Genomic DNA, 19022 nt, shown 5'->3' with positions numbered 1-19022 from the left:
CCGGCGCCAGAAGGAGGGCACCGTGCAACCCGACGTCAGCGTCGTCGTCCCGGTCTACGACACCATGCCGTACCTGCGGGCGTGCCTGGCGTCGCTGCTCGGTCAGACGATCGGCCACCGGCGGATGGAGATCGTCGCGGTCGACGACGGCTCCACCGACGGCGGCGGGCGGCTGCTGGACCAGCTCGCCGCGCGGTACCCGGACACCGTGCGGGTGCGGCACCAGGCCAACTCGGGCGGCCCGGCGAACCCCTGCAACCGGGGTCTGGAGCTGGCCACCGGACGGTACGTGTTCTTCGTCGGCTCCGACGACCGGCTCGGCCCGGAGGCACTGGAACGCCTGGTCACGGCAGCCGACCGGTACACCTCGGACGTGGTGGCGGGCCGGGCGGTGGGGGTCAACAGCCGACACATGTTCCAGGAGATCTTCGCCGAGAGCCGGGTCGACGTCGACCTGTTCGACTCGGCGCTGCCCTGGTCGCTGGCGAACATCAAGCTGTTCCGCCGGGACCTGGTCGAACGCCACCACCTGCGCTTCCACGAGGACATGCCGATCCTCAGCGACCAGCCGTTCACGCTGGAGGCCTGCTACCGCGCCCGGCGCGTCTCGGTGCTCGCCGACTACGACTACTACCACGCGGTACGCCGGCTGGACGCCCGCAACATCACCTACCGCAGCCGGCTGGAGCAACGGTTGCGCTGCGTGGAACTGCTGGTCGACCGGGTGGCCGAGCTGATTCCGGCGGGCAAGCAGCGTGACGCGGTGCTGCGCCGGCACTTCGGCCTGGAGGTGGCCCACCTGGTCGGCGACGACCTGCCCCGGCTGGACGACCCGACCCGGGAGCGGGTGTACGGGGTGGTGCGGCGGCTGGTCGACCGTTACCTCACCGACGACCTGCGCGACGGGCTCGACATCGAGACCCGGCTGCGGCTGTCCGCCGTCGCCGGGGGCGGGTTGGACGACCTGCTCGCCGTGATCGGGCAGGACGCCGAGCGGGGTGTCCCGCCGACCGTCGTGGCCGGGAACCGCTGGCACGCCGGCTACCCCGGGGTGGGGTTGCCCGCCTGGACCGACGTGACCGGGGTCCGCGCCGACTGGCTGGCCCGCCTGGACGCGGTCGCGGTGGGCTGGGAGGGCAACCGGAGCCTGACGGTCACCGCCCGCAGCCCCCAGCCCGACCTGGGCCGACTCGTCGGCGGGCCGATCCGCGTACGCGCCGGCCGGATCCCCGGCGACACCCTCGACGTGACGCCCGACGCGCGGGGCACTCTGGTGCGGGTTCGCTTCCCGGTGGACCGGCTGCTCGCCGGCAGCGCCACGACCGGGCAGCGCCACCCGCTGCGGGTCGAGGTCGACGGGACGGACGGTCGGGGTACCGCCGCGCTGCGCGCTCCCGGGCTGACCCCGGCACGCCCCCGGATCCGCCGGCACGGCACCCGGCTGTACGCGGTCACCACCAGCCTCGACGCCCGGACCGGGCACCTGGTGCTGGCGGTGGTGCCGGTGACCGCGGCCCGGCTGGCCGCCCGGCTGCGCCGCGGGGGTCGCTGAGCGGGACGGCCGGGGTGGGCCGGCCGGGGTGGGCCGGCCGGGGTGGGCCGGCCGGGGTGGGCCGGCCGGGGTGGGCCGGGCGCCGGGTCGGGCGGTACCGTCGGGCCCGGACAGTGGAGTTCACCGACGGTGGAGGCGGCCACGGCCAGGGAGCAGGGACGCACGCTCATCGCGTCCAACAGGAAGGCACGCCACGACTACGCGATCCTCAAGACGTACGAGGCGGGCATCGTGCTGGTCGGCACGGAGGTCAAGTCGCTGCGGGCCGGGCGGGCGTCGCTGGTCGACGCGTTCGCCCAGGAACGCGACGGCGAGATCCTGCTGTACGGTCTGCACATCGCCGAGTACGGCTTCGGCTCGTGGACCAACCACGCGCCCCGGCGCACCCGCAAGCTGCTGCTGCACCGGGTGGAGATCGCCCGGATCCTGGAGAAGCTCCGCGACGGCGGGCTGACCCTCGTGCCGCTGTCGATGTACTTCGAGAACGGCTGGGCGAAGGTCGAACTGGCCCTGGCACGCGGGAAGAAGTCCTACGACAAGCGCCAGGCGCTGGCCGAGCGGGACGCCAACCGGGAGATCGCCCGCGAGCTGGGCCGGCACCTCAAGGGCCGGGGCCGGGGCCGAAGCTGAGCCGGTGGTGAAGATCCCGCCCGCGCGCCCGGCCCGTTGATCTGGAACGGGTTCCCGCCGTAGATTTGGGCACCAGCAGTGAGGAGCGTGGATGCGGACCATCGACTGGCGGGACGGGCGGATCGTCGCGATCGACCAGACCCGACTGCCGCACGAGGTCGAGTTCCTGGAGATCGAGACCATCGAGGCGCTGGTCGCCGCGATCCGGTCGCTCGCGATCCGGGGGGCACCGGCGATCGGCGTCGCCGGGGCACTGGGGGTCGCCCTCGCCGCCCGCCTCCACGGTGACGACCCGGCCGAACTGCGCCGGGCCGTCGACGCGGTCCGGGCGGCCCGTCCCACCGCGGTCAACCTCGCCTGGGGCGTGGACCGGGTGCGCGCGCGGCTGGACGCCGATGGCACGGAGGCCGCGCTGACCGAGGCGCTGGCCGTGCTGGAGGAGGACGCCCGCTGCTGCCGGGAACTCAGCGAGCGGGGTGCCCGCTGGCTGGTCGAGACGGTGGGGCCGACCGTGGCGGTGCAGACCCACTGCAACGCCGGGGCGCTGGCCACCGTCGAGTGGGGCACCGCGCTGGGCGTGGTGCGCTCCCTCCAGCAGCACGGCGCGCTGGGCCACGTCTACGCCTCGGAGACCCGTCCCCTGCTCCAGGGGGCGCGACTGACCGTGTGGGAGCTGGCGCAGATCGGCGCGCCGCACACCCTGGTGGTGGACTCCGCCGCCGCGTCCGTGCTGGCCCAGGGGCTGGTCGACGCGGTGGTGGTCGGCGCGGACCGGATCACCGCCAACGGCGACGTGATCAACAAGGTGGGGACGTACCCGCTGGCCCTGGCGGCGGCCCGGGCCGGAGTGCCGATGGTGGTGGCCGCCCCGGAGTCGACGGTGGACCTCGCCACGCCCTCCGGCCGGGACGTCACCATCGAGGTGCGCGCGCCCGAGGAGATCACCGCTCTGGGCGCGGCGGCGCTGGCCCCCCGGGGCACCGAGACGCTCAACTACGCCTTCGACGTGACCCCGGCCGACCTGGTCACCGCGATCGTCACCGAGCGCCGGGTCATCCTGCCGGCCGCCGGTGGCCGTCCCGACGACCCGACCGACCGGCCCTGACCGGGCGTTCCACCCCGCCGACCGGCACCGACCCGCCCGGCCCCCGTCCGACCGGGCGGGACCCGGCCGCCGGCCCCACTTCCGTCGACCGGCCGCGACCGGCCGGTCCGACCCCGTCCCGCGAGGAGCCACCGCCCATGCTCAACCGCTGGTCCGCCGCCGACGCCCCGGACCGGTCCGACCCGGTCGCGCAGCTCGTGTACGCCTCCCGGCTACTCGGTGCCGACACCGGTCTGGTGCTGCACGGCGGAGGCAACACCTCGGTCAAGACCACGGTCACCGACCTCACCGGGGAACCGGTGGAGGTGCTCCACGTCAAGGGCAGTGGCTCCGACCTCGCCACCATGGACGCCTCCGGGTTCACCGCGCTGCGGCTGGCCCGGCTGCGGGCACTGCTGCGGCTGGAGCGGCTGCGCGACACCGAGATGATGAACGAGCTGCGCTGCGCGCGCCTCGACGCGACCGCCCCGGACCCGAGCGTCGAGTCGCTGCTGCACGCCCTGCTGCCGCACCCGGCGGTGCTGCACAGCCACGCCGACGCGGTGCTCACCCTGACCAACCAGCCCGAGGGCCGCCGGCTCGTCGAGGAGGTCTACGGCGACAGCGTGGTCGTCGTCCCGTACGTGATGCCCGGTTTCGACCTCGCCCGGCTCTGCGCGGAACTCTTCCCGGCGCAGGTCCACCCGGGGACCGTCGGCATGGTCCTGCTCAACCACGGCCTGTTCACCTTCGGCGCGGACGCCGAGGAGGCTTACCACCGGCACATCGAGCTGGTCGGGCGGGCCGAGGAACGGCTGGCCCGCCGGAGCACCCCGACCCGGGCCGTCGCGTCGGCCGGCTCTCCCCCGGTCGACCGGGTCCGCCTGGCCCGGCTGCGCCGGGAGATCTCCACGGTGGCGGGGACCCCGATGGTGCTCAGCCGGTACGACGACCCGACGGTCCGCGCGTTCCTCGCGCGTCCCGACCTGGCGACGGTCGCCACCCGCGGCCCGGTCACCCCGGACCACGTGCTGCGGACCAAGCGCGTCCCGCTGGTCGGCACCGACGTGGCCGGGTACGCCGAGGAGTACCGCCGGTACGTCGACGAGCACCGGGAGCGGGTCCGTGCGGCGCTGACCGTGCTCGACCCCGCGCCCCGGGTGGTCCTCGACCCCGAGCTGGGGCTGCTCACCGCCGGCCGGCGGGCGGTCGACGCCCGGATGGCGCAGGACATCTACCGGCACACCGTCGACGTCATCGAGGCGGCCGAGGCGATCGGCGGCTACCAGGCACTGCCGGCCGGCGACATCTTCGACGTCGAGTACTGGGAACTGGAGCAGGCGAAGCTGCGGCGCGGCGGCCCGGTGCCGGAGTTCGCCGGCGAGGTGGCGGTGGTGACCGGGTCCGCCTCGGGCATCGGCCGGGCCTGCGCCGAGGCGCTCCAGGCGCGCGGGGCGTGCGTGGTCGCCCTGGACCGCGACCCGTCGGTCACCGAACCCGGTGGGGTGGCCCGCCTCGGTATCCAGGTCGACGTCACCGACCGGGCCGCGGTGGACGCCGCGCTCGACACGGCCGTGGAGCGCTTCGGCGGGGTGGACATCGTCGTCGCCGCCGCCGGGATCTTCCCGGCCAGCCAGGAGATCGCCGGACTGGACCCGGACGCGTGGCACCGGACCATGGCGGTGAACGCGGAGTCGGTCGCGTACCTCTTCTCCCGGACCCACCCGCTGCTGGCCCTGGCGCCCCGGGGTGGCCGGGTCGTCGTGGTCGCCTCGCGCAACGCGCTGGCCCCCGGACCCGGAGCGGTCTCCTACTCCGCCTCGAAGGCCGCCGTGGTGCAGGTGGCCCGGGTGGCCGCGTTGGAGTGGGCCGCCGACGGCATCCGGGTGAACGTCGTGCACCCCGACGCGGTCTTCGACACCGGGCTCTGGAGCCCGGAGGTGCTCGAGGCCCGCGCCCGGCACTACGGGCTGACCGTGGCGGAGTACAAGCGACGCAACCTGCTCGGTACGGAGATCACCAGCGCCCGGGTGGCCGACCTGACCGCCGCCCTGTGCGGCGAGACGTTCGCGGCCACCACCGGGGCGCAGATCCCCGTCGACGGCGGGAACGAGCGGGTGATCTGACGGCGGGTCACCGGAGCGGGCGGGACACCGCCCGCTCCGGATGGCGGTCACCGCCGCTCGATGACCTCCCGGTGGCCCGGCCCGGCCTTGCGGGTGGCCCGCAGGCTGGTCAGTGTGACGATCACCAGCACGCCGATGATCACGCCGAGCGAGGCGAGCGTCGGGATCTCCGGCACTCCCGACCAGATGCCGTGCGCCCAGTGCAGGCCGAGCTTGACGCCGATGAAGGCGAGGATGACCGCCAGGCCGTAGCTGAGGTGCACCAGCCGGGCGAGCGCCGCGTGCAGCACGAAGTAGAGCGCCCGGAGCCCGAGCAGGGCGAAGGCGTTGGTGGCGAAGACCAGGTACGGGTCCTCGGTGATGCCGTACACCGCGGGCACCGAGTCGACGGCGAAGACCACGTCGGTGGCGAGGACGGCGACCACGACCAGGGCCATCGGGGTGAGCGCCCGCCGCCCGTTCTTCAGCCGGACGGTCAGGTGGGGGCCGTGGTACTCGTCGGTGACCGGCATGAACTTGCGCAGCAGCCGCACCGACCGCATGGTGGCGATGTCGACCTCCTGCTCGTGGCCGGAGAGCGCGTCACGCAGCAGCTTGACCGCGGTGGCGAGCAGGATGATCGCGAAGAGCAGGAAGGCGAAGTCGAGGGTCTGCAGGGCCGCCGCGCCGAGGGCGATGAACACGCCGCGCAGCACCAGCGCGCCGGCGATGCCGTAGAGCAGCACCCGCTGGGCCAGCGCCGACGGCACCGCGAAGGCGGCCAGCAGGAGCATGAAGACGAAGAGGTTGTCGACCGACAGCGACTTCTCGACCAGGTAGCCGGTGAGGTACTCGACGCCCTGCTGGGAGCCGTAGCGGGCCCAGACCCAGCCACCGAAGGCCAGCGGCAGGGCGACGTAGAACACCGACCAGCCCAGCGCCTCTCTCATCGTCACCTCGTGCGGACGACGGGTGACGATGAAGTCGAGCACCAGCAGGACGAGGACGCCGACGATGGTGACCGCCCAGAGGGTCGGCGTACCGACCGAGGACAGCCCGGCGGCGGACAGGTACGTGAAATCGCTCATGGAGCCTCCTCGAACACCATTCCATGTTCGAGGTCTCCTTCACCCACCGTTCGTGGGCAACCACCCGAGGCCGCTCCGGGCGGCCGTACTGACCGGAATGGTTCGTGGGAAGTACTCCCCTCGCCAGGCAAGGTTAGGTCAGCCTGTCGGCACCTGCCACACCAGAGACGGACGGCGTGTCGCGGCGCGCACGGCGTCGGTGACCAGGTTCACGCCCAGGTCGGCCATGCAGGCCGGACCGGCGGCGTCGAGCGGGCAGCGCGCCTCCCACCAGCAGGGCTGTTCGGTGATCGCGGTGGGCCGGCGGTGCGGGCACTGCGGCAGTCCCTGGAGGCCGAGGCCGCCCACCCCGTAGCGACGGGCGTCGGTGGGCCCGAAGAGCCCCACCGTCGTCGCGCCCGCCGCGGCGGCGAGTCGCACCGGCCCGGTGTCCGGGCCGACCACCACGCCGCCCCGGCGGGCCACGGCGGCGAACTGCCCGGCGAGGGTGGGCAGGTCGCCCGGAGGTAGTGGCACGCCGGGCGGGTCGTCGTCCGCGCCGACGGTCAGCACCGGGTGGCCGGCGGCGGCGAGGCGGCCGGCGAGGGCGCGCCAGGAGCCGTCCGGCCAGCGCTTCACCGCCATGCCGGCGGCGGTTACCAGCACCACCGGCGGGGCGGTCGACCGCCGGGCCGCGGCCACCAGGCGGTCGACGTCCCCCTCCCCGGCGGCGCGCGCCGACGCGGGCAGGCGCACCCGGGGCCGGGCGGTCAGGTCCCCCCGGGTGAGCAGCCCCTCGGCGTGCAGCAGGCGCAGGTAGCGGGCGCCGACCGGCTCGTCCGGCGGCGGTCGCCGCCACAGGTCGGTGACGCACCGGGCACCGGAGGCGAGCAGCAGGTCCGGGATGCCGTCGTAGCGGGTGGTGGTGACCGCGAGGTCCGGCCGCCGCGCGGCGAGCGCCTCGACCACCGCCGCCCGCTCCGCGCCGGGCCGCCCGTGCCGGGGGGTGCGGACCTCGGCCACCGCCGGGTCGGGGCGGACCAGCTCGGCACCGGGCTCGTGGGTGAGCACCCGCAGGCGGGCGGCCGGGTGACGCCGGGCCAGCCCGTGGATCGCCGGCAGCAACATGATCAGGTCACCGATCCCGCCGAGCAGGTCGACCACGAGGATCTCCGCGTACCGGTCAGCCATCGTGCCGTCCGAGCAGCCGCCGGTAGAGGTCGCGGTGGGCGGCGGCGACGCGTGGCCAGGCGTAACCGGCGGCGAGCGTCCGGCCCCGCTCGGCGAGCCGGCGACGCAGCACCGGGTCGGCCAGCACCCGCCCGACGGTGGCGGCCAGCGCCGCGCTGTCCCGGCGCTCCGGGACCACCGCCACCGCTCCGCTGCGGTGCAGCTCGTCACCGCCGTCGTCGGGCGCGGTGACCACGGTCGGCCGACCGTGGGCCAGCGCGGCGAGCAGCGCCCCGCTCTTGAGGGTCACGCCCGCGGTGAACGGCAGCACCACCACGTCGGCGGCGTGCAGGGCCGCCGAGGCGCGCTCCGGGGTCAGGTACCCGGTGAAGGTGACCGCGTCGGCCACCCCGTGCCGGTGGGTCAGCGCGGTCAGCTCGTCCCGGAACGCGCGGGCCTCCGCCTCCGGCAGCGCCTGGGAGGTGAACCCGCCGGCCACCAGCAGGCGCAGGTCCGGGTGGGCACGGCGGAGCGCGGGCAGGGCCCCGATCAGGTGGCGGATCCCCTTGACCGGGTGGACGAAGCCGAAGAAGACCAGCAGCGGCGCGTCGCCGGGCAGACCGATCTGCGCCCGCAGCAGCCGGCCGGCAGTGGTCGCACCGGCGTGGTCGGTCACGTTCGGGGCCAGCGGGACGTGCGCGGTCGCCACCCCGGTACGGGCCCGCACCGCCCCGGCGTGCCCGTCGTTGGTGACGATCACCGCCGCGCTGGCCGGCACCAGCCGGCCGGTCTCCCGGTCCCAGAGCCGGGCGCGTTCCAGCAACGACCAGAGCGGCCCGGGCAGCCAGCCGGGCACCGCCCAGCCGCCGTACTCGTGCACCGTGGTGACCAGGGGGACGCTTCGGGGAAGCCGCAGCGGCAGCAGACCGGGCATCCCGGAGAACCGGTACGCCGAGGGGGCGAACTGGACGTGCACCAGGTCGGCACCGAGGCGGCGGACCCGCTCGGCGGCCCGGGCGGTGGCGGTGAGCCAGCGCAGGGGTGAGCGCCCGTCGGCGGGGCGGACCGGCACGGGGGTGACCGTCACCCCGGCGTCGTCCAGCGCGCGGACCAGGTGCGCGACGTAGTCGCTGACCCCGTCGCGCTCCACCGGCGCCGGGCCGTGCGGCATCGCCACCCGGATCCGGTCACTGCCGGCCACCACGCCGCCTCCCCGTCGCTCGATGCCGCCCCCGGGGCCTGTCGAATCCCGGGCCGCTGCCCCAGGCGGTGCGTCGCCGGGGCAGGCTGTCTTCCCGGGGCGGTGGCGCGAAAACCCGCCGCCGGGCGCTCCCGAGGTGGTTGCAGGGGACCCCTCCTACCGCTTTTTGGGGAGGAGGGGTCCCCTGCAACCAACCAACCAACCAACCGACCCAGCCAGCAACCGGCCGAGGAAGCAAGGAAGCAACCGAGCCGGACGCGAGCGGTAGCCGCGCCCGCGCCCGCCCCCTACCGGGGACGGTGGTGACCTATCGTGTGCCGGTGACCGACGAGACTGCGCCCGCCGGCCCGCTCGCCGGGCTGCGGGTGGTGGAGCTGGCCGGCATCGGCCCCGGGCCGTTCGCCGCGATGATGCTCGCCGACCTCGGCGCGGACGTGGTCCGGGTGGACCGGACGGCCGAGGTCGACCCCGCCGCCTTCGGCACCCCGCACCCGGATCTGCTGAACCGGGGACGCCGCTCGGTGGCGGTGGACCTGAAGTCGTCCGCCGGGCGCGAGGTGGTGCTGGCGCTGGTCCGGGACGCGGACGCGCTGATCGAGGGTTTCCGGCCCGGGGTGACCGAACGCCTCGGCGTCGGCCCGGCCGACTGTCTGGCGGTCAACCCCCGGCTGGTGTACGGGCGGATGACCGGGTGGGGGCAGGACGGCCCGAACGCCCCGCACGCCGGGCACGACCTCGGCTACCTGGCGCTGACCGGCGCGCTGCACGGGATCGGCCGGGCCGGGGAACGTCCGGTGCCGCCGCTGAACCTCCTCGGCGACTTCGGCGGGGGCGGGATGATGCTGGCGCTGGGCATCGTCTCCGCGCTCCACGCCGTCCGGTCCGGTGCCCGGGGGCAGGTGGTGGACGCCGCCATCGTCGACGGCGTGGCGGTGCTGAGCACCCAGATCCACGGGCTGCGCCGGATGGGGATGTGGCAGGACCCGCGCGGGGTGAACCTGCTCGACGGTGGTGCGCCCTTCTACGACACGTACGAGTGCGCCGACGGTCGGTACGTCGCGGTGGGTGCGCTCGAACCGCGCTTCTACGACGAGCTGGTCCGGCGCACCGGTTTCCCGCTGCCGCCGGACGAGCCGCTGGACCGTAACGACCCGGCGAACTGGCCGGAACTGCGGCGGGCCTGGGCCCGGCTGTTCCGGACCCGCACCCGGGACGAGTGGACCGCGCTCGCCGGCGACTCCGACGCCTGCCTCGCCCCGGTGCTCGACTGGGCCGAGGCGCCGGCGCACCCGCACATGGCCGCCCGGGAGACCTTCGTCCGGCACGCCGGCGTGGAGCAGCCGGCCCCCGCACCACGTTTCTCCGGCACCCCGACCGCGCTGCGCCGCCCACCGCCCCACCCCGGGGAGCACACCGACGAGGTCCTCGCCGAGCTGGGCTACCCGCCCGACCGGATCGACGCGCTGCGCGCCGACGCCGCCGTCGCCTGAGGCGGCCCGGCCGGGCCGGTCGCGGGGCGGGTGTCGCCGTCGTGGCTGCGGCCGGACCGGTCGCGGCGCGGGCGGTGGCGCCACGGGCGGGTGTCGTGGTGGCCGCCTCAGGCGCGGCGGAGGGCCGCGCCGGTGGTGGTGGCCGCCTCGACGAGGTCCCGGTAGTCGCGGGGCAGCTGGGCCGCCACGTCGTCGAACTCGCCGCCGGAGATCGCCTCGCGCAGGGTGGTGAAGACCGCCCGGATGCCGGCCCGGGTGGCCACCGGGTCCGCGTCGGCGCGCTGGCCGACCCGGGCCACGAACTCGGCCGCGCCGAACCGTTGCGCGTGCTCGGTGCTCGGGGTCTTCCTCAGCAGCAGCTGCAACGGCTTGGGCAGCTGCGCGGCGAGGTCGAGGGCTTCTCCCCCGGTCAGCCGTTCGGCCAGGGTCTCCAGCGTGGCGCGGGTCAGCTCGACCGCGCGGGTGGAGGGCACCCCGGCCCGCTGGGCGACCTGGTCGACGAAGGTGTCGTAGTTCATGCGGCACTCCCCTCGGGTGCGACGGACCCGCCGGGCGTACCCGGCGCAGGGTCCGGGAAACGGCGGCGGCCGATGGCGCGTCGCCGCCCGCCGGATCTCCGGGTCGCCGCCGCCGGATCTCCGCGTCCGCGCCGGCGGTTTTTCCGGGTACGCCACGAGTGACCGCCGGGTGGACGGGTATCCGCGGCCGGTCGTGGACCGACGAGAGGCGGCGGAGGATTCCTGCCATGGTGAGTGACACCGACGTGCTGCGGTACCTGTCGAGCCTGGACTACCCGGCGGGCAAGGACGACGTGGTACGCCAGGCCGAACGGGAGGGCGCGCCCCCGGAGGTGCTGCGGGCGCTGCGGGCGCTCCCGCCGGTGGACTACGCCAACGGCAACGAGGTCGCCCGCTCGGCCGGTACGGAGGCCGCGCCGGAACTCGACGCCGCCCAGCGGGCCGCCCAGGCCCGCGAACCGCACACCCGCGTCGCGCAGCACCTGCGCCGGATCTGAGCGCCGGGGCGGGCGGCACCGGGGACGGCGGGCGGCGCACCGGTGTGGCAGTTGACGGCACGTCATCCGGACCGGCCCACGCCGGCCTCGGTGCAGCTCACCGTGATGGGGCTGATCGGGGTCTGCACCGGGATCCTGTTCGGGGTGCTCGTCTCGGCACGGCTCGCCCCGCTCTTCGGCTGGGACGTGGCCGCGCTGACGTACCTGGTCCTGGCCTGGCGTGCCCTCTGGCCGATGAACGCGGAACGGACCGCCCGGCTCGCCATCCACGAGGACCCGAACCGGGCGGTCCGCGACGTCCTGCTGCTGACCGCCTGCGTGGCGAGCCTGGTGGCGGTGGGGGTCATCATGAGCACCGCCCGGGACATGCGGTCCGGGCTGCCCCGGGACCTCTACAGCGCGCTCGGCATGGCGAGCGTGCTGCTGTCCTGGCTGGTGGTGCACACCGTCTTCACCACCCGGTACGCCCGGATCTACTACACCGGTCCGGACGGCGGGATCGACTTCCATCAGGACGTGCCGCCCTGTTACGTGGACTTCGCGTACGTGGCGTTCACCGTCGGGGCCACCTTCCAGATCTCGGACACCGACCTGTGCAGCCACGAGATGCGCCGGACCGTGCTCTGGCACATGCTGGTGTCGTACCTGTTCGGGGCGATCATCATCGCCGCGACGGTGAACCTGGTCGCCGGCTTCGCCCGCTGACCGCACCGGACGGCGGGACGGGTGCCACCCCCCCGGGCCCGGCCCCGGTCGGCGGCGGGCGGTCCACCTCTCGGGCGGAAAGCCGGGTGGACAGGCGGGCGCCCGGGCCACGAACCGCGACCCGGGCGCCACACGAAAACACCACCGGCGGTCTCCGCCACCCGTGTCGGGGTGGCACCACCAGGCGGCCGGCATCCGCCCGAACCGGGCGGCCAGCTCTGCCACGACCAGCGTACGGTGCCAAGTCCTCCGAAAGGCTAGTTATCGGGAAACTGTGGGACAGGGCACGGTCAGCGGACCAGCTCGGCGTACCGTTTCTCCAGGTCGACCCGGGCCAGCGCCCCGACCAGCCAGGCCAGCCGCTCCGACTCGCCACTGCCGGCGAGTCCGGCCAGATCACCGGCGGACCGTCCCAGGCCGAGGCGGCGGGCGGCGGCGAGGGCCCGGCGGTCGGCGACCGGGGCAACCTCCCGCCACAGCACCTGGGCCTCGCGCAGGAAGAGCTCCACCACCGGGGCATCCACGCCGGGCAACCCGGCCAGCAGGTCCCGCTCGCGGGCCGGGTTGCGGTGGGCGAGGGCCCGGAGCCGCCGCAGGTCGCCCCGGTAGCGATCGACGACGGTGAGGGCGAGATCACCGAGGGTGTCGGCGAGCCCTTCCGGATCCGTACGGAACCCGCTGTCGCGCAGCAGCCGGGTGCGGTGCTCGTGCCGGGACCGGGACATCCGGCCGGCGCTGTCCCAGCCGGCGTCCCGGAACGCACCGGTGGCGGCCAGGGCACGCCGGAAGTCGCCCGGCCGGGCGAGCAGCACCGAGAGCACCAACACCTGGAAGAGACTGCCCGGGTTGTTGGTGACCCGGAAGCCGTACTCCTCGGCGAAGCCCCGGCCTCCGGCCGCCAGCCGGCGGACCAGCCGTTTCTTCTCCTCGATGGTCGAGGTCGCAGTCGTCGCCATGACCGCGACTACCCGCGCCCGGGCACGCCACGCCTGCCCGTCGGGGGCGTCGCTCAGTCGCGGAGCCGTCCGTGCCGGTCGCGGGCCTTGAGCCGGACCGTGGGCATGGTCGGCACGGGCAGCGGCGGGTCGGGGTCGTCCACCACGACGCCGAACCGGCGCCCGGCCGCCCAGTCCTCGGACGCCGCCACGATCTCCTCGTGCGAACGGCCGACGAAGTTCCACCACATCACCAGCGGATCCTCGAACGGCGCTCCGCCGAGCAGCAGCAGTCGGGCGTCCCGTGCGCTCTCGACGGTCAGGGTCCTGCGTCCCGGTGGCACGTAGAGCAACGCACCGGGTGCCAGCCGGATCCCGTCCACCTCGGCGGAGCCGGACATGGCCAGCAGGCCGTGCTCGAAGTCGGGGCGCAGCGGCACCCGGACCGGTGCCGACCCCCGGGGTTCCAGCTGCGCGCCGAGCAGCGGCGTGTGCACGACCGCCGGGGAGCGGACGCCGGCCAACTCCCCGACGAGCAGGGTCACGTCGAGGTCCCCGTCGCGCCATTGGGGCAGCTCAGCGTGGTGGTGGAAGTCGGGCGCGCCCGAACGCGCCCCGTCGGGCAGCGCGACCCACAGTTGGACGCCGTGCATCGTCCTCGGCCGCTGGGGCGGGGACTTCTCCGAGTGGGCGATGCCGTGACCGGAGGTCATCACGTTGAGGTGACCCGGGCGGATCGCCTGCACGTTGCCGAGGCTGTCCCGGTGGAGGATCTCCCCCTCCACCAGCCAGGTGACCGTCTGCAGCCCGGTGTGCGGGTGGGGTGGCACCTGCATGCCCGGCCGCTCGCCGATGTCGTCCGGCCCGAAGTGGTCGACGAAGCACCACGCCCCGACCATCCGCCGGGCGCGTTGCGGCAGCAACCGGCGGACGGTGGTGTACCGGCCCAACGGTACGTCGTGCCCGGGCAGCAGCACGCTCTCCGGGTCGGCGGGTACGACCCCCGGGGGCCGGGTCTGCGCCGGCATGGCCTGCTCCATCCCACCGACCATACGTCACCGGCCGGGGACACGCCGGTGCGTCGACCCACGTGTGGCGGGCCCGGGACCCGCCGGGCTGGCTCCGCCGCAAGGCCTACTGTTCTAATAGGAATGCCAGCCGCCGACCCGGAGGGGGACCAGGATGACGCGCCCCCTTCCCCGGGACGAGGCCGCGCACGATGCCCGCCGCGCGGGCCAGTGGTTGGCCGGGCGGGCGCGGGGCGAGGGCGTGCACCGGGAGCAGATGATCGCGCTGGGCACCGCGATGGGCGCGCTCGCCGCCGCAGCCGGTGCGGGCGACTCCACCGGGCGCGCGGAGCCGTCCGCAACGGGTGCGACCCAGGGGCCGCCCGCCGGGCCCGACGCGGCGATGGTCAAACCGCTCGATCCGGGACTGCTCACCCGCCTCGACGGCAACGCCGAGATGCGCTGGGAGGCCATGTCCGGGCAGGGGTACGTCGTCCCGACCGACCGGTTCTTCGTGCGCAACCACACCCACACCCCGCGCCTGGACCGCGACACGTGGCGGTTGCGCCTGTTCGGCAGCGGCCTGCGCGGTACGCCGACGCGGGACGACCCGGTCGAGTTCGGGTACGACGATCTGACCGCGATGCCCGCCGAGGAGGTCACCGCCCTGCTGGAGTGCGCGGGTAACGGCCGCCGCTTCTTCGCCTCCCAGCAGGACCAGCCGACGCCGGGAGTGCCGTGGGGTCTCGGCGCGGTGGGGGTGGCGCGCTGGCGTGGCGTACGGCTGTCCACCGTGCTCCGGCACGCCGGCCTGACCGGTGCCGCCGTCGACGTCATGCCCGAGGGGCTGGATCCGGACTACGTCACCGGCGGGGTGAACCTCGGCCGGGTACGCCGGCCGATACCGATCGCCAAGGCCCTCGACGACGTGCTGCTGGCCTACGAGATGAACGGCCGTACGCTGCCGGCCGACCACGGCTTCCCGGTGCGGTTGGTGGTACCCGGCTGGATCGGCATCTCCTCGATCAAGTGGGTCGGCCCGGTCGAGGTCTCCGCCACCGCCCTCTTCTCCCCGTGGAACACCCAGTTCTACCGGATGTTCGGTCCCGGCCATCCGGCCGACGGCGGGCTCATGACGACGCAGGTCGTCAAGAGCGCCTTCGAGCTGCCCTGGGGCGCTCGCCTGCCCGCCGGGGTGGAGGTGGTGCTGCGCGGCCGGTCCTGGTCGGGCAACGGTCCGATCCGCATGGTCGAGATCTGCACCGACGATCGCGACGGCTGGCGGCCGGCGACCCTCGACCCGCACGACGAGGGTTGCGCCTGGCGGCGGTGGACGGCCGTGTGGCGTCCGCCGGGTCCCGGCCGGTGGACGCTGCGCGCCCGGGCCACCGACGTCACCGGGGCCGTCCAGCTGGAACAGGCCGCACCGAACGCCCTGGGCTACCTGTTCGACGGCATCGTCCGGCATCCGGTGACCGTCGCCTGAGCCGGCCCGCACGCCACCTCTGATCCGGCGGGGACGCGTGTGGGCCGGCACCCCGGGTTCGGGGTGCCGGCCCATCAGCATGTGGGTCAGCTGGTCCAGTGCTCGGCAACGAGGTCGGCGGCCTGGGTCTCCCACTGGGCGTAGTGGTCCGGGTACGCCGACACCTGCACGGTCTGGGCGGCCTTCGTCAGGGGCATGTCCTGCCACCCGTCGACCTGCTTCAGACCCTTCAGGAACGCCGTCGTGGAGTACTCCGGGTCGGTGATCTGCTCGACCGTGCCCCACCCACTCGACGGGCGCTGCTGGAACAGACCCTGCGAGTCGTGGTCGTTGCGGTCACCCAGATGACCCAGGTTCTCCAGCTTCGACTCCTGCAAGCTCGTCGCGATCGCCACCACGGCGGCCCGCTCGTCCATCCCGGCCTTCTTCGTCGCCGCGATGATCGCCTTCACGTTGCCGGTCTGCTCGGCATCCAGAGGAATCCGGGACTGCTCACCCCGCACACCATGCGGCATCAACCTGCCCGTGTCCGGCTTGTCGCCCTGCACCGCCACCGCCACCGGAGTAGCGGCCCGCGCCGGGGACTCCACCGTCGCCGCAGCGACCGGACCGGCGACCACACCAGCGGCGAACGCCACACCGGCCACACCCAGCACACCCTTACGCAGCATCGACAGATTCAACGTGTTCATGGGGGAACTCCCATCAGGGGGTCGACACCCCGGCACCCCAGGGGGAAAACAACACAGTGCCAGGGGATACGAGCACCATCACGGCACCCGCCACACAACAAGGGGGAAAGACTCACCACCGGCGGAAAGCTCAACCACCGCCCGTCCACGCCGGTGAACCATGTACAACGACCCGCCACCCGCCGGCATTCCACCGACCGGGCCCGCATACCAGCCCCACCAGCAGCAGGGCGGCTCCTCGGCCGTCGACCCGGTACAACCACCCGCCCACCCCCACCATTCCCCGGGCGGGGGCGGCCCCGATCCGGTCATCTGGGACGATCGGGCCGACCGGTGACGCCCCGTCGCCGGTACGGTGGTCGGGTGCTGTGGAACGTCACACCGTCGGGGTCGGTCGCCCGTACCGGGCGGAGCCGGCCGGATCGGCACCCGGTGACCCGCGCGGGGCGGATGGCGTGATCGTCGAGGCGATCCGGCGCTATCCGGTCAAGTCGATGCTCGGTGAGGAACTACCCCGGGTCGACGTCACCCCCGCCGGGGTCGAGGGCGACCGTCGGCTGGCCCTGCTGGACCGTACGACCGGCCGGGTGGTCAGTGCGAAACACCCGCAACGGTGGCGGGCCATGCTGGCCCTCCGGGCCACGGGCGGTCCTCCCGGCCCGGTCCGGATCAGCCTGCCGGACGGACGGGACGTCGGGGACGACGTGGACACCGTCCTCACCGAACTGCTCGGCGCGCCGGTCTCGCTGATCGCGACCGTGCCACCCGGCGCGACCCTGGACCGGGCCCGCCCGGACGAGGTCCTGGCAGCCGGCGTGACGGCACCGGTGACCGTCGACGAAACGCCGCTCGGCGACGGAGGCGACGCGAAGACCTTCGTGGACTTCGCCCCGCTCCACCTGGTCACCACCGCCACCCTGGACCGGATCACCGAGGCCGCCGGCGCGGGGCGACCGGTCGACGCCATCCGGTACCGACCGAACCTGGTGCTCCGGACCACCGACGTCCCCGGTTTCGCCGAGAACGGCTGGGTCGGCCGGGAACTGCGCGTGGGACCGGAACTGGTGCTGCGGGTGCTGGCACCGACGCCACGCTGTGCGGTGCCGACCCTGGCCCACGGCGACCTGCCGGCCGAGCCGGACGCGCTCCGAGTGCCGGCCCGGTTGAACCGGGTCGCCCCGGTGCCGCAGCTCGGTCCGCTGCCCTGCGTCGGCGCGTACGCCCGGGTCGTCCGCCCCGGCCCGGTCGAGGTCGGCGATCGGGTCCGGCTCGCCTGACCCAGCGGAGCCGGGGAGTCAGTCGTCGTCCCCGTCCTCGTCGTCGTCCGTCCGGGCGTCGACGCGCGCGGCCGGGAACCGCTCCAGCATGGTCAGCAACCGGGCGGTCGTGACGCCGTCGATCTGCTGCCGCTGGGCCGCCTCGCCGAGGTGTTCCCGCAGTTCCCGGAGCCGCTTGGCCCGGTCCTTCGGCTTTCCCGACTCCAGTTCGTCCACCTTGTCGCGCAACCGGTCGGCGGTGCGCGCCTCGATGGCGCCCCGCGCCTCCGCCTCGTCGACCACGGCCGTGAACTGGTCTCTCAGTTCCCGCAGCGTTTTCGGCTGGGTGCGCGGGGCGGCGGGGGTGGTACGCGGAGCCTCGGTGGAGGCCGGTGCACCGGTCGCCGGGTCGGCCTGTGCGCCGGTGGCGCCACGGTCCACGGTGGACGGGCCGGGCCGGTCGTCGCCGAGGGCGAACACCCCGACCAGTCCGGCGAGCAGCGCGACTCCGGTCGCGACCAGGACACCGAGCAACCGGTGGGACCGGCCCGACGGCATCGTCCCCGGCGGCCGGGGCGCCACCCGGGTCGGCTCGGGGCCGGGGGACCAGCCGGGCCGGGCCGGCGGGCCGGCGGGGGCCCGGTCGACGAGGGTGGGCGGGCTCGCGACGAGGGTGGGGGGCGACGCGACGGGTGTGGGCGGGACGGACGACAGCGTGGGCAGGATCGTGGTGGGCGGGTGCGCCGGCCGGCCCGCGCCCAGCCGGTCGGCGACGGCGGCGGCCCCGGGCCGGCGGGCGGGCTCGGCAGCCAGGCAGGACATCACCAGGCGGTCGACGTCGGCGGGCAGCTCGGGGATGCCCAGCGGCGGCGCGGGGGTGCCCCGACCGTGCACCGCCAGAGCGTCCTCCCAGGTCCGCACGGGCAGCGGCGCGCGGCCGGTGAGCGTCCGGTAGAGCAGCGCGCCGAGCGCGTAGACGTCGCTGGCCGGGTCGGGCGGGCCGGCGGCGAGCCGCTCGGGGGCGATGTAGGCGGGAGTTCCCATCAGGGGTTCTCCCCCGCCGCGACCAGCAAGCGGATGGTGCGGCCCGGCCAGCGCGGCGATGCCGAAGTCGAGCACCTTCGCCCCGGTGTCGGTGAGCATGACGTTGCCGGGTTTGATGTCGTGGTGCACCACCCCGATCCGGTGTGCGGCGGCGAGGGCGGCCGCGACCTGCCCGCCGAGGCGGACGGCGTCGGGCCAGGCGAGCGGCCCACGGGTCAGCCGGTCGGCGAGGTTCTCCCCCTCGACGAGTTCCATCACCAGGTACGGCACCACGACGCCACCGGCGAGGGTCGCCTCGCCGTAGTCGTACACCTGGGTCACGTGGGGGTGGGTCAGCCGGGCCGCCGCGCGGGCCTCGCGCCCGATGGTGGCGCGCAGCTCCGGGTCGGCGGCGAGCTGTCCGGCGAGGGCCTTGACCGCGACCGGGCGGTGCAGCACCTCGTCGTCGGCGCGCCAGACCTCGGACATCCCACCGAGGCCAATGCGCTCGCGCAGGACGAACCGGTCGTGCAGCCGGAGGCCGGGCGTGAACGGCGGCGACATGGTGCTCCAGTCTGCCCTCCCCGGGCCGGCGGCACCACCC

Annotated in this window: 17 protein-coding genes; 9 read left to right on the top strand and 8 right to left on the bottom strand. The window is 74.8% G+C overall.

The genetic code is table 11. The features are described 5' to 3' along the window. Positions 1–64: 64 nt before the first annotated feature. The 4 genes from IGA62_RS24185 (at position 65) to IGA62_RS24170 (ending at position 5392) form a co-directional block, all read left to right on the top strand. Positions 65–1552: a glycosyltransferase family 2 protein gene (locus IGA62_RS24185; RefSeq protein WP_190289305.1), complete on the top strand. Its 1488-nt coding sequence runs from the start codon at positions 65–67 to the stop codon at positions 1550–1552. 129 nt (positions 1553–1681) lie between these two features. Then, positions 1682–2182 (top strand): SsrA-binding protein SmpB, encoded by a 501-nt coding sequence (gene smpB, locus IGA62_RS24180; RefSeq protein ID WP_145818723.1) that lies wholly within the window; start codon positions 1682–1684, stop codon positions 2180–2182. A gap of 91 nt (positions 2183–2273) precedes the next feature. Continuing rightward, positions 2274–3287, top strand: a complete 1014-nt coding sequence (mtnA, locus tag IGA62_RS24175; RefSeq protein ID WP_145818724.1) for an S-methyl-5-thioribose-1-phosphate isomerase — start codon at positions 2274–2276, stop codon at positions 3285–3287. A gap of 137 nt (positions 3288–3424) precedes the next feature. Further along, entirely contained in the window at positions 3425–5392 is a 1968-nt protein-coding gene (locus IGA62_RS24170) for a bifunctional aldolase/short-chain dehydrogenase (protein WP_145818725.1), read from the top strand. A 47-nt stretch (positions 5393–5439) separates the two neighbouring features. On the opposite strand, the gene IGA62_RS24165 is transcribed toward IGA62_RS24170, so the two are convergent. The 3 genes from IGA62_RS24165 to IGA62_RS24155 all read right to left on the bottom strand — a co-directional run bounded on the left by IGA62_RS24165 (position 5440) and on the right by IGA62_RS24155 (position 8812). Next, positions 5440–6459 carry a TerC family protein gene (locus IGA62_RS24165; protein WP_145818726.1) on the bottom strand — a complete coding sequence of 340 codons (1020 nt, stop codon included), beginning with the start codon at positions 6457–6459 and terminating at the stop codon, positions 5440–5442. A gap of 138 nt (positions 6460–6597) precedes the next feature. Then, positions 6598–7629, bottom strand: coding sequence for a glycosyltransferase family 9 protein (locus IGA62_RS24160; RefSeq protein WP_145818727.1), 1032 nt, complete (start codon positions 7627–7629; stop codon positions 6598–6600). Then, positions 7622–8812 carry a glycosyltransferase gene (locus IGA62_RS24155; RefSeq protein ID WP_190289207.1) on the bottom strand — a complete coding sequence of 397 codons (1191 nt, stop codon included), beginning with the start codon at positions 8810–8812 and terminating at the stop codon, positions 7622–7624. The genes IGA62_RS24160 and IGA62_RS24155 overlap by 8 nt, the downstream gene beginning before the upstream one ends. Before the next feature lie 317 nt (positions 8813–9129). Between IGA62_RS24155 and IGA62_RS24150 the strand changes: the two genes are divergently transcribed. Then, the gene (locus IGA62_RS24150) at positions 9130–10299 is read left to right on the top strand and encodes a CaiB/BaiF CoA transferase family protein (protein ID WP_145818730.1); all 1170 of its coding nucleotides are present in this window, start codon (positions 9130–9132) and stop codon (positions 10297–10299) included. A gap of 107 nt (positions 10300–10406) precedes the next feature. Here IGA62_RS24150 and IGA62_RS24145 read toward each other — a convergent pair whose 3' ends face one another. Continuing rightward, positions 10407–10817, bottom strand: coding sequence for a DUF2267 domain-containing protein (locus tag IGA62_RS24145; RefSeq protein ID WP_145818731.1), 411 nt, complete (start codon positions 10815–10817; stop codon positions 10407–10409). Positions 10818–11044: 227 nt separating this feature from the next. Between IGA62_RS24145 and IGA62_RS24140 the strand changes: the two genes are divergently transcribed. Beyond that, complete coding sequence (locus IGA62_RS24140) at positions 11045–11314, top strand: DUF2795 domain-containing protein (protein WP_145818732.1); 270 nt, start codon at positions 11045–11047, stop codon at positions 11312–11314. 51 nt (positions 11315–11365) lie between these two features. Then, positions 11366–12019 (top strand): DUF1345 domain-containing protein, encoded by a 654-nt coding sequence (locus IGA62_RS24135; RefSeq protein WP_145818733.1) that lies wholly within the window; start codon positions 11366–11368, stop codon positions 12017–12019. 290 nt (positions 12020–12309) lie between these two features. On the opposite strand, the gene IGA62_RS24130 is transcribed toward IGA62_RS24135, so the two are convergent. Continuing rightward, positions 12310–12975 carry a hypothetical protein gene (locus IGA62_RS24130; protein WP_145818734.1) on the bottom strand — a complete coding sequence of 222 codons (666 nt, stop codon included), beginning with the start codon at positions 12973–12975 and terminating at the stop codon, positions 12310–12312. Between the two features lie 53 nt (positions 12976–13028). Then, positions 13029–13994 carry a pirin family protein gene (locus IGA62_RS24125; RefSeq protein ID WP_145818735.1) on the bottom strand — a complete coding sequence of 322 codons (966 nt, stop codon included), beginning with the start codon at positions 13992–13994 and terminating at the stop codon, positions 13029–13031. Positions 13995–14136: 142 nt separating this feature from the next. Here IGA62_RS24125 and IGA62_RS24120 point away from each other — a divergent pair, with 142 nt between their 5' ends. Continuing rightward, a complete protein-coding gene (locus tag IGA62_RS24120) occupies positions 14137–15447 on the top strand; it encodes a sulfite oxidase (RefSeq protein ID WP_145818736.1) in 1311 nt (436 codons plus the stop codon). 86 nt (positions 15448–15533) lie between these two features. On the opposite strand, the gene IGA62_RS24115 is transcribed toward IGA62_RS24120, so the two are convergent. Then, the gene (locus tag IGA62_RS24115) at positions 15534–16139 is read right to left on the bottom strand and encodes a hypothetical protein (protein ID WP_145818737.1); all 606 of its coding nucleotides are present in this window, start codon (positions 16137–16139) and stop codon (positions 15534–15536) included. A gap of 368 nt (positions 16140–16507) precedes the next feature. On the opposite strand from IGA62_RS24115, the gene IGA62_RS24110 reads away from it, so the two are divergent. Beyond that, positions 16508–17416: an MOSC domain-containing protein gene (locus IGA62_RS24110; RefSeq protein ID WP_232624757.1), complete on the top strand. Its 909-nt coding sequence runs from the start codon at positions 16508–16510 to the stop codon at positions 17414–17416. Positions 17417–17434: 18 nt separating this feature from the next. On the opposite strand, the gene IGA62_RS24105 is transcribed toward IGA62_RS24110, so the two are convergent. Beyond that, positions 17435–18982, bottom strand: coding sequence for a serine/threonine-protein kinase (locus IGA62_RS24105; RefSeq protein ID WP_190289206.1), 1548 nt, complete (start codon positions 18980–18982; stop codon positions 17435–17437). Positions 18983–19022: the final 40 nt, after the last annotated feature.

Source organism: Micromonospora sagamiensis (genome assembly GCF_014680085.1).
In the GTDB taxonomy this organism is placed as follows: domain Bacteria; phylum Actinomycetota; class Actinomycetes; order Mycobacteriales; family Micromonosporaceae; genus Micromonospora; species Micromonospora inyonensis.
Note: the sequence above shows the minus strand (reverse complement) of the source record. Positions and strands in the feature narration are given on the sequence as shown.

Bases quoted from the DNA above. Each gene is read 5' to 3' on its own strand.
- IGA62_RS24140 (WP_145818732.1), top strand. From the start codon at position 11,045: ATGGTGAGTGACACCGACGTGCTGCGGTACCTGTCGAGCCTGGACTAC.
- IGA62_RS24115 (WP_145818737.1), bottom strand. From the start codon at position 16,139: ATGAACACGTTGAATCTGTCGATGCTGCGTAAGGGTGTGCTGGGTGTG.
- IGA62_RS24120 (WP_145818736.1), top strand. From the start codon at position 14,137: ATGACGCGCCCCCTTCCCCGGGACGAGGCCGCGCACGATGCCCGCCGC.
- IGA62_RS24105 (WP_190289206.1), bottom strand. From the start codon at position 18,982: ATGTCGCCGCCGTTCACGCCCGGCCTCCGGCTGCACGACCGGTTCGTC.
- IGA62_RS24165 (WP_145818726.1), bottom strand. From the start codon at position 6,459: ATGAGCGATTTCACGTACCTGTCCGCCGCCGGGCTGTCCTCGGTCGGT.
- IGA62_RS24125 (WP_145818735.1), bottom strand. From the start codon at position 13,994: ATGGAGCAGGCCATGCCGGCGCAGACCCGGCCCCCGGGGGTCGTACCC.
- IGA62_RS24160 (WP_145818727.1), bottom strand. From the start codon at position 7,629: ATGGCTGACCGGTACGCGGAGATCCTCGTGGTCGACCTGCTCGGCGGG.
- IGA62_RS24170 (WP_145818725.1), top strand. From the start codon at position 3,425: ATGCTCAACCGCTGGTCCGCCGCCGACGCCCCGGACCGGTCCGACCCG.
- IGA62_RS24185 (WP_190289305.1), top strand. From the start codon at position 65: ATGCCGTACCTGCGGGCGTGCCTGGCGTCGCTGCTCGGTCAGACGATC.
- IGA62_RS24145 (WP_145818731.1), bottom strand. From the start codon at position 10,817: ATGAACTACGACACCTTCGTCGACCAGGTCGCCCAGCGGGCCGGGGTG.
- IGA62_RS24130 (WP_145818734.1), bottom strand. From the start codon at position 12,975: ATGGCGACGACTGCGACCTCGACCATCGAGGAGAAGAAACGGCTGGTC.
- mtnA (WP_145818724.1), top strand. From the start codon at position 2,274: ATGCGGACCATCGACTGGCGGGACGGGCGGATCGTCGCGATCGACCAG.